This is a genomic window from Dietzia sp. WMMA184 (assembly GCF_002441635.1).
GTDB classification, from domain to species: Bacteria; Actinomycetota; Actinomycetes; order Mycobacteriales; family Mycobacteriaceae; genus Dietzia; species Dietzia kunjamensis.
Genome location: NZ_NXEI01000004.1, coordinates 63,655 through 75,650, shown reverse-complemented (window position 1 = coordinate 75,650; position 11,996 = coordinate 63,655). Strand labels below are relative to the sequence as shown.

At 66.0% G+C, this 11,996-nt stretch carries 10 protein-coding genes and 1 pseudogene; all 11 read right to left on the bottom strand.

The window, feature by feature from the left end; all coding sequences use genetic code 11:
* Nucleotides 1-2: 2 nt before the first annotated feature.
* Nucleotides 3-407 (bottom strand): helix-turn-helix transcriptional regulator, encoded by a 405-nt coding sequence (locus tag CK206_RS18690; protein ID WP_096907606.1) that lies wholly within the window; start codon nucleotides 405-407, stop codon nucleotides 3-5.
* A complete protein-coding gene (locus CK206_RS18685; protein WP_096907605.1) occupies nucleotides 404-592 on the bottom strand; it encodes a hypothetical protein in 189 nt (62 codons plus the stop codon). Before CK206_RS18685 ends, CK206_RS18690 begins: the two co-directional genes overlap by 4 nt.
* On the bottom strand, nucleotides 589-1,173 hold the full coding sequence (locus CK206_RS18680; RefSeq protein WP_096907604.1) for a DnaB-like helicase N-terminal domain-containing protein: 585 nt from the start codon (nucleotides 1,171-1,173) through the stop codon (nucleotides 589-591). The genes CK206_RS18685 and CK206_RS18680 overlap by 4 nt, the downstream gene beginning before the upstream one ends.
* A gap of 35 nt (nucleotides 1,174-1,208) precedes the next feature.
* The gene (locus tag CK206_RS18675) at nucleotides 1,209-1,685 is read right to left on the bottom strand and encodes a hypothetical protein (RefSeq protein WP_096907603.1); all 477 of its coding nucleotides are present in this window, start codon (nucleotides 1,683-1,685) and stop codon (nucleotides 1,209-1,211) included.
* A 458-nt stretch (nucleotides 1,686-2,143) separates the two neighbouring features.
* Nucleotides 2,144-2,371, bottom strand: a pseudogene (nrdH, locus tag CK206_RS20560) (glutaredoxin-like protein NrdH); the annotation flags it as partial.
* 1,164 nt (nucleotides 2,372-3,535) lie between these two features.
* Entirely contained in the window at nucleotides 3,536-3,709 is a 174-nt protein-coding gene (locus CK206_RS19960) for a hypothetical protein (RefSeq protein ID WP_159981243.1), read from the bottom strand.
* A 31-nt stretch (nucleotides 3,710-3,740) separates the two neighbouring features.
* Entirely contained in the window at nucleotides 3,741-4,094 is a 354-nt protein-coding gene (locus CK206_RS18665; RefSeq protein ID WP_132064226.1) for a hypothetical protein, read from the bottom strand.
* 143 nt (nucleotides 4,095-4,237) lie between these two features.
* Nucleotides 4,238-4,576 (bottom strand): hypothetical protein, encoded by a 339-nt coding sequence (locus CK206_RS18660; RefSeq protein WP_096907600.1) that lies wholly within the window; start codon nucleotides 4,574-4,576, stop codon nucleotides 4,238-4,240.
* A gap of 139 nt (nucleotides 4,577-4,715) precedes the next feature.
* Nucleotides 4,716-5,345 (bottom strand): hypothetical protein, encoded by a 630-nt coding sequence (locus tag CK206_RS18655; RefSeq protein WP_096907599.1) that lies wholly within the window; start codon nucleotides 5,343-5,345, stop codon nucleotides 4,716-4,718.
* Between the two features lie 94 nt (nucleotides 5,346-5,439).
* Nucleotides 5,440-5,688: a hypothetical protein gene (locus CK206_RS18650; RefSeq protein ID WP_063934995.1), complete on the bottom strand. Its 249-nt coding sequence runs from the start codon at nucleotides 5,686-5,688 to the stop codon at nucleotides 5,440-5,442.
* 387 nt (nucleotides 5,689-6,075) lie between these two features.
* On the bottom strand, nucleotides 6,076-11,988 hold the full coding sequence (locus CK206_RS18645; RefSeq protein ID WP_132064227.1) for a DEAD/DEAH box helicase family protein: 5,913 nt from the start codon (nucleotides 11,986-11,988) through the stop codon (nucleotides 6,076-6,078).
* Nucleotides 11,989-11,996: the final 8 nt, after the last annotated feature.

The window sequence follows — 11,996 nt, the reverse complement described above, 5'->3', positions numbered from 1 at the left end:
GATTAGTGCAGGTCCCTTGCGGCGATGAGCCCGGTGATGAAGTCGGTGACGCGGTCGGCTTCGGCGTCGGTGAGGTCGAAGCGTTGGCCTCCGACGAGGGTGCGGGCGGGGCCGAGTGGTTCAAGCCCGTAGAGGACTCGGGTCGCGGCTGACAGTGCGGCTCGGTTGGCGATGGATTCGATGGTGCAGTCCAAGGCGTGCGCGATTGCTGTGAGCTGGTCCCGGCTGATGACGGCCGGCGGCGTGGCCTGTCGGTAGGCGGTGGGTTGGGATTGTCCGCGTTCCCAGGCGCTGATCCAGGGGGATTTCACTCCGCTGGCCACGGCCAGTTTGAGCTGGGTGAGTCCGGCCTCCATGCGTGCGGCGCGGATGGCGCGGCCGAGTGATCGGGCTTCGTCTGGGGTCACCGGGGCTCCTTGTCTGTTGTGCCGGTGTTAAGGGTGGCCAAGACGGCCCAGTGTCCGTCGCTGCAGGTGACGTCGAGGACAGTGACGGCCGGAGCCGCCCCAGGCCGGCTGGTTGCGGTGATGCGGTGGTCGAGGTCGATGTGGGCGTGCAACTCGGTGGGGCCTGTCCCGACAATGAACGTCATGCCTCCCCCTCTCCCCCACTGGTCGGTCCGCCGGTGAGGTCGGCGCGACGCTTGGTTTCGCGACGCATGGCGCGGCCTTGGCCAAGGAGGATCTCGAAGAGGTCGTCGGTGGACGCTTCGGTGCTGGCACGGGTCAGCTCAGCGGCGGTGCGGGCGAAGCGGCGGCGGTAGGCGGCGTCGAGGACGTCGGCGGCGAGAGTGCGCACTCCGATGGCGGGGGTTCCGAGAAGTGCGACGACCTGGAGGGCATCGGCGAGGAGCCGTCCTTGGTGGCCGGCCATGCGGCCGGCGCTGGTGAGTGCGGCGAGCACCCGCGGGGCGTGGTGGGGTTCGCTTGCCGCGATGAGGTCGGCGATCACGCTGTACAGGTCGCCGTATCGAGGGTTGAGGAAGTCGCTTGCCTCGAGGTGACGGGTGATGTGGCGAGCCTCGGTGGTGTCGGTGGTGTGCAGCAGTGCGCAGAGGAGTGCTGCTTCGGGGTCAAGTTCCGGGACGGTGGGTGCGTCGTCGGTGGCGGCGAGGTCGTCGACGTCGACCGGGTCGGCGGTGGCCTGCGGGCCCTCGGCGGTCATGGTGTGCATTGTCTGTCCTGCCTGTGCGGGGTGGGTGCTGGTGGTTATGCGAAGAGGTCGAGCTGTTGGGGTTCGGCTTCGATCGTGGTGGCGGGTTCCCAGATGGGAGAGGCCAGGAGTCGCAGTTGTGCCTCCAGGTCGGCGATCTGGTCGCGTTCGCTGTCGGTGGTCCGGTGTAGGACACCGGGGGTCCGGTCGCCGGCCTTGGCGTGGCACCATGCCTTGTCGGTCTTGCGAAACGCGGTGATGAACTCGTCGGTGGCGTAGCGGCTGATGTGGCGACGGATCTGGTTCCAGGTGATGTGGCGGTCTGGGGCCGCGGTGGAGGGAAGCGTTCGCCCGGTCCAGACGGATAGACCCTTGGCGCGGTACTCGAAGGCGAGGTCTGAGCCGTATCCGGAGGACTGGCTGGCGACGATGTGCGGGATCTGGGTCTCGGGGGAGGCGGCGAGTCGGCCGAGGCCGTGCAGGGACATGGTCCTGCGGAGGTAGTGCAGATCGGTGTGGTCGAGAGCGTGCATTCCGGGTGTCCTTCCTGCGTGCCCGTCTGCCTCTCGGCGATGGGCGGGCGGCTGTTGGCTGGGGAGCGTCAGCCGTAGATGACGTCGCCGAAGACGCCCATTTGCAGGGCCATGTCGGCGTTGGCGGCGTCGATGTCGCCCCGGTGGCCGTTGGTGCGGTTGGCCTCGCGGAAGTCGTTGACCAGGTCGTTGTTGATGCTGGTCGCGGCGAGCTTGGTGGCGCCGCGTGCGATGGTCTCGAGAGTGACCTTGTATTCAGTCCCGGTCTCGTCCTCGCGGATGAGGGCGGCGTAGCAGTCGCCGCCGGAGCCGAGCGGATCGAGGTTGTCTCCCTCGGGGGTGGTCCCGGTGCGGTCCTCGACGTGGACCGTCTCGGCCCAGTAGCTGATGCCGGTCTCGACGGCGGTACTGAGCACGTCGACGAGGAACTGGGTGCGCTCGGGGTTGCGGGAGTGTGCGGACGCCAGGGCCTTGATGCGGTCGGGGCGGAATCCGGACCAGTGACCGTCGCCGTCAACCTCGATGATCGGTGCAGAGCTGTAGCCGAGGGTGTTCATCACATAGTCGCGGGCGTCGTGGTCGGTGGTGAGGTCGACGGTGGTGTAGACGATGCCGGCGACGTCGAGGGCGCGGATGGTGCTGTCGCACTGGACGCAGGCCGGCTTGGTGTAGACGACGATGCTCATGGTGTCCTCCTGGGGTTGCCGGGGGCGGTGTTGCCCTCTCGGTATGCCTCCATAGTAGCACTAGTGCCACTAGTGTCACAAGGGTTTTAATGGGTTTGGCCTGGGTTTTTCCGGTCGCCGGGACCGGCGGTGACCTCCACGCATGGTGCCCCTTTCCCTGATACCGGCCCGATTGGTGTGGAGCGGACGGGGTCAAGAGAGGGCACGGCGGCGGAGCCGGGAAGGTCCGGGCGATATAAGCGAGCGCAGCGAGCGCGTCCGGGGCTTGTCGGTGGAGCCGGCGCACCCGAAGGGTGCCGACCTTGACGCCGGCAGCGGAGCACCAAGACTGGCAGGGGCAGGGAAAGGGAGCGCTCCCCCCTCGAGTACGAGCTCTGGCCGCTCAAGGCTGGCGCACGAGTACTCGCCGCCAAGACCGCTTATCGAATCGAGTCCCTCGAAGTGATTCACTCGGGCCGAGTTAGTCTCCAGCCTTCTCGGATGTCTAGCGTGCAACCGCCGCGGGGCGAGCCCTTCGTGCCTGCGCCTGAGAGTGCGTAGAAAGGTCGGTCACCCTGCAGGTTCAGGGTTCGAGAGATTCCGTCGGCATCCGCCGCCTTGCCTGTTTGAAGCACCGCCCCGGCCGCTGGAAGCACGATGTCGACACGCCTTTCCCAGGGCCCCCAGTTGAGGACTAGGTTTGTCGCCATGCCCACCTCGGCCGGGATTGGCGCGACTTCTATCCACACATCGCCCGAGTAGCTGGCGGGCCAGGAGAAGTAAAAGTTGCGTTCTGGCCATTGGCTAGGGGAATGCCACGGGTCCCACTCTGCTTGCCAGAGAGTTCGAATGCTCATGTCGATCCACCCGCTGGCCCTATAGAGGCGATCAAGGTGTGGCCCATACTCGAGCGGGGGAAGTACGCGCCCAGACTCGTACCGGGACAGCGTGCTTCGCGAGAGCACTATCTCGTAGGGGGGATCTCCGCACCCCTGTTCCGTCTCCAGACCTCGCAGTCCGACCTTCCGGAGTGCTCGCATCCCGGTCGCGAGCTCCTGCGTCGTTCGCGCATACTGTCCCAGCACGCGCCCCATTAGAGCAGATTCATCTCCGCACTTGAGTCGTCCATTCAACTGAAAAGGCGGGCTCGAACAACGAACGTCCGAGCCCGCCTCGCCTACAGCGTCAGGGCTTGTTGCCCGGCTCGTTCTTTCGCCGGATGGAGGCGTTGCCCGTGTCGTTCGCCTCCTGCCGAAGGCGGTCTTGGACGCGCTTGGCCTGGCCGCCGAGATTTGAGTTGTTGCTCTCGGCGTTCCGCACGATCGCGCTCGCGGCAGTCTGGGGGATGTTGTAGTCCATTGTTGATCCTGTTCCTAGATGGGTTGATCTTTCAGAGGTTCTGAAAGACGTTCTGACTGGAGCCGAGGGCGCCAGTTTCGAGCGCAGATTGCGCCTCGTAGCTGGGGACAGGAGCCCCTTGGTCGTAGAAGCGTGAGGCTGCGGAAGTGATGAGCTGCAGCGTCGGCACCCCCACATCTGGCGTGAAGCCTTCCGCGTGCGCGACAGCACAGTACTGGGCCACGTGTCGACACCCGTCTTCGATGGAGTTGATGCCTGGGATCGCGAGGTGGAACGACGTCCCCATGAGGCGGAGTCCGTGCCCTTCTGACGCCCACTTGATTACAGCAGCAAACTCTTTTTGGTACTGAAGGTGCTGAGCTTCAGTCAGCCGGTCATTTGCCATCTAGCCGTCCTTCCACTGGGTGGGTGGAATTAGAAAGGTATAGCCGGCAAGTCGATCCGTTCTGTTGTGAGACGGGATTGGGACACTGCCCTTCCAGTTAACGTGCGGTAGGAGCTGGACGGTGTTGCACGCGGGAGCTGGGGCTAGAACCACCGCTTCAAGCCGGGTACATGGTGCTTTTCGCTGTCTTGCGGGTGCGGTTGATCGTCGTTATCCGGTGCAGGTACGTAGTGTCCGAGGCCGGCGGCGGTGAAATAGCCGTCGGTGTAGTGACCGTCGTCGGAGGACAGTCCGAGGGCGAGGGCGTAGGCCTGGGCGGCGAGGTCGGCGGCGTCGAGGTGGCCGCTTTCGGTGCGGTGTGGGGTCAGGATGGCGGTGTTGCCGTTGATTCGTGCGGGTCGTGCTCGGTGGTCGCCTGCGCGGGCTAGGCGTAGTGCGCGGGCCGTGACGTCGGCGAGGGTGCCCTGCAGAGGGTCGGTCATGGCGTTGAGGCTGCCAGGCTGGTGGCGGGGCCGGGTGTTCTCGGGGCGCTCGGCTGGGGTCGTCTGTGGATGGTTGGGGGATGTGGAATAGCGGAGAGGCCCGCCCCTTGGGGCGGGCCTCTCCGCTGGCTCTGGGGGGTCACAGGATGGTGAACCCGGTGAATCGGTAGTGGCCGTGGCTGTCACGGACGATGGTGGCGGCCAGGGCGCGGTAACGGGTATCCCAGGTGATGATGGCGGGGACGTAGAAGACGGTCCTCTTGGGCTCGCGGATCGCCTGGGCCTGCTGTCGGCGGATGGTCACGGTGGAGGTTAGTCGCGCGGCGGCGACTCGCTCGGCGGCGACGTTGATGCTGGCGCGTCCGGCGGCGGTGGCGAGTTGGGTGTCGAATAGGTCGCGCAGGCGGCCTCGGCGACCGTTGACGATGGCCAGGGCAATGGTGAGCATCCGGTGCAGTTCTGCCCATTCCTGGCGGGTCGGGGTGAATCCGTCGTCGCCGATCGGCTCGGGCTTCGGCGCTGCGGGCGCGGCTGCGGCCTCGGCTTCCATGCGGCGGACGCCGACGCTGGCGACGAGGTCGGTGAGCCATTCGCGGGCGGTGAGCGTGTCGACGTGGTGGCGGGCGAGTTCGTCGTACGCGGCCTGGACCTGGCCTTCGGCAGGTTCGAGCAGCCCGTTGCGAGTGATCGGGTGTGCAGGCGCGGGGGCTGTTGCCGGTTCTGTGCGGGGCAGGGCTCGGACCGTGGCGGGCGCGTGGTTCGTGGTCATGGTGTCCTCCTGGGGTTTCCGGGGGCTTGGAGCCCTCTCGGGGTGGTGAGTGGTGGCCGGACTACCGGCCCGCGGGGCGGGCCGGTAGCGGGGTCTAGTCGTGGCCGATGACGAGGCCGTCGACGCAGGCGATGCAGCAGCCTCCGGCGGCAGCGGCGGTGATGATCTCGTTGCACCGGACGCAGCGGCGGGCGGGGTGCACGAAGCCGAGGTGATCGTTCTCGTAGTGCCACAGCATCTCGGTGCCGTCCTCGGCGTGCATGAGGCGGATCTCCGCCTCGATCGGGCCGCGATCGGTCTCCAGAGTGAAGGCGTCGAGCAGGGTGCCGGGCTTGGCGGTCATGGTGTCCTCCTGGGGTTTCCGGGGGCGGTGTTGCCCTCTCGGTATGCCTCCATAGTAGCACTAGTGTCACTAGTGCCACAAGGGGCTTAGCGGGTTTGGCCTGGGCTTTTTCCGGTCGCCGGGACCGGCGGTGACCTCCACGCATGGTGCCCCTTTCCCTGATACCGGCCCGATTGGTGTGGAGCGGACGGGGTCAAGAGAGGGCACGGCGGCGGAGCCGGGAAGGTCCGGGCGATATAAGCGAGCGCAGCGAGCGCGTCCGGGGCTTGTCGGTGGAGCCGGCGCACCCGAAGGGTGCCGACCTTGACGCCGGCAGCGGAGCACCAAGACTGGCGGGAGCAGGGAAAGGGAGCCCCACCAACTAGCTACTCCACCCGGCGGGGCGGCTTAGGCGTCAGGATCGTGTCCGAGCTCCGGCCCGGTGGGCGAGCCTGGGTTCTGCCATTCCGATAGCGGGTCGAGATCCGGGGCTTGGGCGCGATGCTCGAGGTAGGAGGTCGTGAAGTCATTGTCGACGGGGGCCTGCTCGGCACCGGCATTGCGTGATTTGAGGTCGCGGGTGAGGTCGTCGAGCGGTCGGGGGTTTCCCGTTTCGCCGATCTGATCTCCTACGTCGATGAGCCGCCGGCCGATGTCCTGGTCTGGTCCGCCCTGTCGGATCAGGTCTTCGGCGAAGCGGCGATAGTTGTCCATCGCCGAGTCCAGGGCCAGATCGCTTTCCTCGGCCGCCCGTTCGATGGCGTCGGCGTGGTCCATGATTTTTCCGCGCAGGTCGTCGTAGTCCACGGCCCGAGTCGGGGCGGTGTTCTGGGTTGCGCCCGGCAGTGACGCCCACGCTTCCAGGGCTTCGATCTCGCGCTGTCGCATCATCTCGCGCACCTCGTCCGCGGTGTCGAAGCCGAGTTCTTCCACCAGGGCTGGAGTCGGGTTGAGCATCAGTGACCAGCCGGGGCTGCGGCCCTTGGCCGCGAGTCGCTGGTCCAGTTCTGTCTGGGCCAGCTGGGCGGCGTCGGAGTTCTCGTATGCGGCGAGGTCGTCGTTGATGCTGGCTAGCTCGGTCTTCATCAGCTGGAGTTTCGCGGCGTCCGGGAAGGGCTCATCTGGGGTGTTGTGCAGTTCGTCGAGCCGCTTTCGGTCGGTGTCGAGCTCAGTTCTAGCGGCGTCGACCTGGCCAGGCGCTCTGCCGATCGCGTTCTCGATGCGAGTCATCACGCCGTTGGCCATCGCAGCTCGGCTGGACTTCGCTTCGTCGGCCTCCACGTCCAGCGCCTCGGTGCTGCCTGCGCCCCAGACTCCGAATCGGGAGTCGTCCCGTTGTGGCCAGAGCTGCTCTTGAGTGATGCTCACGCCGGTCAGTGGGAGGTCGCCGAAGCGAAGGATGACCATGTCGTGTTCCATCACGCGGGTGACGTGTAGCGGCACCCCTGCGAACGTGGCGACGTGTGCGGATTCATTGGGGCCTGCTCCGCGCAGTTGAACGTACGCCTCACGAAGCGCCTCCAGCAGACGATCCGAGGCGTCCTTTCGGACGCTGAACGACGTGCGGCCGATGGTGTAGTCCTTCGTCTCCTTCTCGGCCCAGGCCTTAAGTTCCGGGGCGACGGCGGCGAGCTGCTCGAGTCGCTTTTCCTCGTTAGGGATGGAGCGAGTCAGCGCCGCGATCTCCTCGCGGCGGGATCTGACCTCTGACAGGTGGCTCTCGCGTCGTGCGTCGAGTGCTTCTATGTCTCGCTCGAGTTCCACGCGCCGCAGGTATCGGTCATCGCCGGTGGCGATGGCTTTGACCAGAGCGGTCGACTCGGCCAGGTTGTCGGCCGATAGGTCCTCGATGCTGCGGATGGAGCGATCCGCGGCGTAGAGCTGCTCGAGGAATGCGGCCTTGCGGTTGAGCGTCTGCCACATCGCGGTGTCGTAGGTCGCGGTGGCGACATAGTTGTAGACGGCTACCTCTGGGTTCTGGTTGCCCTGTCGAATGATGCGGCCCTCGCGCTGTTCGAGGTCGGCGGGTCGCCAGGGCACATCGACGTGGTGAAGGGCGACCGCTCGTGTCTGCACGTTCGTGCCGGTGCCCATTTTCTCCGTGGAACCCATGAGCACGCTGATTCGGCCGGCGCGGCAGGCCTTGTAGAGCGCGGCTTTGTCTTCGGGCTTGGGATGATCGTGCACGAAGGCGATCTGCTCGGCAGGCATCCCGCCGGCGACCAGCTCGGCCTTGATGGCGGCGTAGATGTTCCAGCGCCCATCATTTTTGGGCACGGACCGATCGCAGAACACGATCTGCAGGCCTCCGCGGACGTCGGAAGGCTCCCCGAAGTCGTCGAGGTAGGCGCGGTCTCGGGTCGCCTCCCACTCGGCCAGGATGCGTGTGGCGACCTCGCGTGCCCGGCCCCCCTCGGAGGGCGGGGCCAGGTGGGCGCTGCGCGGGTCGAGGGAGACGTTGCGGCCGTCGTTGGCGATCTTGAGGGCGTTGTCGAGGTCCATCCGGCGGGGGTCGAGAGTGTCGGCGCGGTGGCCAAGATCCTGGATGAAGTCCTTGACCTCCTGGCTGGGCTCGAAGTCCACGACGATGTTGCTTCCGGAGCGCTTTGCGGGCAGATTCACCGGCACCTGATCGCGGGTGACGGCGTCGGTGAACTGGCTGACCATGCCGACCAGGTCACCGACATTGGCGAACTGGCCGACTCGGGTGACCGAGCGCAGCTTCGTGCCCGACGCGTTGAGTTCGACAGTCTCTGTGGTGTCGGTGAAGTTCTGGCCCCACGCGTCAATGCTGTCGACTCCTGCGTGCTCAAGCAGGTCAGGGCGGAGGTAGGTCTGCATGACGAAGAGCTCGGCTAGGGAGTTCGCGACCGGAGTTCCGGTCGCGAAGCAGGCGACCCGCTCGACGTACGCATCGTCGGGAACGCCTGCCGCTGAGGCTTCCTGTCGTTTGCGATCGCGCAGGTAGTCGAGCTTGAGCTTGAGGTCCATCGCCTGATCGGACCCCGGGTGGCTCAGTTCCTGCACGCCGGAGGTGCGGGCGAGGTTCTTGTAGAGGTGGGCTTCGTCGATGAACAAGTAGTCGCAGCCCGATTGCTCGAAGGTTAGGCCTTCGTCTTTGCGGGTGGCGTCCATCGCTTTGTCGAGATTGATCTGCGCCTTGGCCATCGCGTTCTCGATCTGCTTCATCGTCGCCGCGCTCTGGTTGCCGTCCTTGGCCTCGAGGAGCGCCGAGCGCATGGCGTCGATCTGGTTGCTGATGAAGCTGGCGCGGGTTTGAGCCGAGGTCTTCATGCGGGTGAACGCCGAAAGCGGGACGATCACGATGTCCCAGTCCTGCGCTGCGGACTGGGCGACGAGCTTTTGTCGGCCCTCTGCGGTGGTGCGGCCGGCGCCAGACAGCACGTTGGCGGCCGGGTACCACTGAGCGGCCTCACGGGCGACCTGGTCCACGATGTGGTTGGGCACCACGATCCACGGCTGGCGGACTAGTCCTAGACGCCGCAGCTCCATCGCTCCCATCAGCATGGTGCCGGTCTTGCCAGCACCGACGACGTGGTTGAGCAACACGGTCGGTTCGTTGACGATGCGCTCGACGGCGTTCCGCTGGTAGGGGTAGGGATTGAAGGTCTTTCCCAGCCCGGGGAAGGTTCGGTGTGAGCCGTCGTAGCTGGGGGCGACGGTGGCGTTGAACCGCCAGTTGTACTCGGTGAGTAGGCGTTCGCGTCGCTCGGGATCGCCATTGAGCGCCCAGTCGGCGAATGCCTCCTGGAGGCGTTCGGCCCGTTGCTTGGCCGCTCGTGTGGCGCCGGCGTGGATGTCTCCGCCGGGGACGGCTTCCTTGTACTCCTTGGAGCGGTTGACCGTGATGGGCCGAGAGTTCATCAGGCAGTCGAGAACCTGCCAGTGGTCGAAGCTACCCGAGCGGTCGCGGCCGAGGGAGACGCCCTGATTGGCCAGGGTTTGCTCGCGGTCGGTACCCACGAAGTTGTAGGACCGAGAGTAGCGGCCCTTCTGGGGCACGAGACCGTAGGCGAGGGCGTCGGTCTGGTAGCCGTCGTACCAGGAGCTGCCTTCGATGACCCACTCGTTGTTGACGTAGCTGACCGTCACGGAGTCCTTGTCGATGCGGAAGGTGTCCGCGATGAACTGTTCATAGTCGTCGGGGCTGACCCAGGTCACTCCGAGCCGGGCGCGGATCCCGTCCTCGATGCGGGCGGGGATGGCCTCGCGCAGGGCGGCCACGTTCGAGCGGTATCGGTCATCGGTTGCTGCGGCGGCGTTCGCCTCGGCGAGCTTTACGCGCACGTTGCCGGCCAGGTAGCGGCTGCGCGGGATCCACGTTCCGGGGTCTTCAGTGGAGCGGAACGCCAGCGCCTCGGCCTGAAGCTGTTGCTCGACGGTGCCAGCGTCGACGTCCATGAGCTGAGCGATCCGCGCGACGTCGACGCTGGCGCTTTCGTCCATGCTCACCGCCAGCGCATCCTGGATTGTCTCTGCGGCGATGATGGGGGTTGCCGGCTCGAGGACGTCGGCGGTGAACATGGCCGCTTTGCGGCCGACCATCCGTTCCTCGTCGAAGTGCTCGAGGGCTAGGACAGTCTGGAGATGAGGATCGGCGCGTAGTGCGCCGGCCAGGTGAGGTTGTCTCTTCGTCGCCGCTGACTTGGGCTGCCAGGCTTCTTCGTCCAGGCGTGATCGGACACCGTCTGGGATGTCCTGCATGTTCTCGGCGCCGTAGTTGGGCCCCTCGGTGTCGAGCCAGGTGGTTAGAGCGGCGTCGAGGCGGGTGTCGTGCTCGTCTTGTGTGACTTCCGGTGGCTGCTTCCAGCTGAACCGGTTGAGGAACCCGTACTTGGTCACATAGGCGTCGTAGTGCTCGTTGAGTGCGGCCCGCAGGGCGGCCTTATCGGCAGGGTCTCCCCCGTCTCGCTGGATCTGTACGAGCGACAGCGCGGTGTCACGCAGCTCGAGGATGGAACGCCACTCGGCGAGCCTGCTCTTGGGGCACTTGCTGTCGACCCACTCGGTTCCGTCGAAGCGCTCGATCAGGTTGTGATCGCTGTTGTAGCGCAGCGTGTCGCTAACGACTTCGCCGTGCTTCTCGACGGGAACGACGAGGCCCCGATCGGTGGCCAGAGAGGAGTCGTAGACGACGAGATCCCGGTTGGCGAGCAAGCCGCGGCCGTCAAGAACTGCAGCGTCGATCACGGGGCCGAGGACGTCAGCGATCTGCCTGTCGAGCGGAGCGTCATTGCGGGCCAGGACGCGTAGTTCGTCCTGCCCATACATGCCGTGGCCAGCGGTCAGTGTGCCGAGGATGTGATGGGGGTTGTCGAGGAAGTACTGATTGACGTGCAGTCGGGCCGGTGGAGCGTCCCCGTCGGCGAGATCGGTCCGCACGGTGACGTCATTGGTGCGAACGAACTGGCGGGTCGTTTCAGTGGGTTCCTGCCCATGTTCGCGGACGCGGAACACGAGCAGATCGGTGACGACTTCCGTGCCTGCGACCCGGCGGAAGGCGCCGGTTGGAAGGCGAACCGCGCCGATCAGGTCAGCTCGATCGGCCATAGCGGTGCGAGCGTCGGCTCTCGCTGCGTCGGCGGTGTACCGACTGGTGAGCAGAGCGACGTAACCGCCGGGGGCGGTGAGGTCCAGCGATTTGATGATGAAGTGGTTGTGGATGGAGTGCTGGCCCCTGTTGTGGGCGTCGTCCCACAGCTTGATGTCGCCGAATGGGACGTTTCCGATTGCGGCAACGAAAGAATTGTCGGGTACCGCGGTGTCGGCGAACGATTCATTGCGCACCTGGGCACTGGGATATAGCGCCGCCGCGACTCGAGCGGAGAGGGTGTCGAGCTCCACGCCCACCATCTGTGCATCGGCCGGGGCGTGACCGATGAAGGTTCCACTGCCGCTGCCGGGTTCGAGGACGAGCCCGCCCTGGAATCCGGCTCGTCGTAGGAGACTCCACGTTTCGGCGACAACAGCCGGGTCTGTGTAGTGGGCGTTGAGAATGGTGTGCCGCGCCCGGTTCCACTCGGCTGAACTGAGTAGCGATTCGAGTTCCGCACGCTCGTCGGCGAAATCGGCTCGACGCGGATCGAAGACTTCGGGCACGGCGCCCCAGCCGGACCACTGCGCGATGATTCGCTGTTCGTCTGAGGTCGCATAACGATCCTCGGCGTCGAGGGTCTGGAGCAATCTAATGGCGGCGATATTCGCCTCGACTCGGGCCTTCTTGCCGGACGGGACGACGACGTCCCGGGGCGGCGCGTAGTCGACGGGTTCGGGCCGCTGGTCGGCATCGGGGGCGACCACTCCCCCAC

What these genes read in the sequence shown, in the direction of transcription:
- CK206_RS19960 (WP_159981243.1), bottom strand. Translation starts at nt 3,709, where the DNA reads ATGGACTACAACATCCCCCAGACTGCCGCGAGCGCGATCGTGCGGAAC.
- CK206_RS18685 (WP_096907605.1), bottom strand. Translation starts at nt 592, where the DNA reads ATGACGTTCATTGTCGGGACAGGCCCCACCGAGTTGCACGCCCACATC.
- CK206_RS18675 (WP_096907603.1), bottom strand. Translation starts at nt 1,685, where the DNA reads ATGCACGCTCTCGACCACACCGATCTGCACTACCTCCGCAGGACCATG.
- CK206_RS18665 (WP_132064226.1), bottom strand. Translation starts at nt 4,094, where the DNA reads ATGGCAAATGACCGGCTGACTGAAGCTCAGCACCTTCAGTACCAAAAA.
- CK206_RS18650 (WP_063934995.1), bottom strand. Translation starts at nt 5,688, where the DNA reads ATGACCGCCAAGCCCGGCACCCTGCTCGACGCCTTCACTCTGGAGACC.
- CK206_RS18660 (WP_096907600.1), bottom strand. Translation starts at nt 4,576, where the DNA reads ATGACCGACCCTCTGCAGGGCACCCTCGCCGACGTCACGGCCCGCGCA.
- CK206_RS18655 (WP_096907599.1), bottom strand. Translation starts at nt 5,345, where the DNA reads ATGACCACGAACCACGCGCCCGCCACGGTCCGAGCCCTGCCCCGCACA.
- CK206_RS18680 (WP_096907604.1), bottom strand. Translation starts at nt 1,173, where the DNA reads ATGCACACCATGACCGCCGAGGGCCCGCAGGCCACCGCCGACCCGGTC.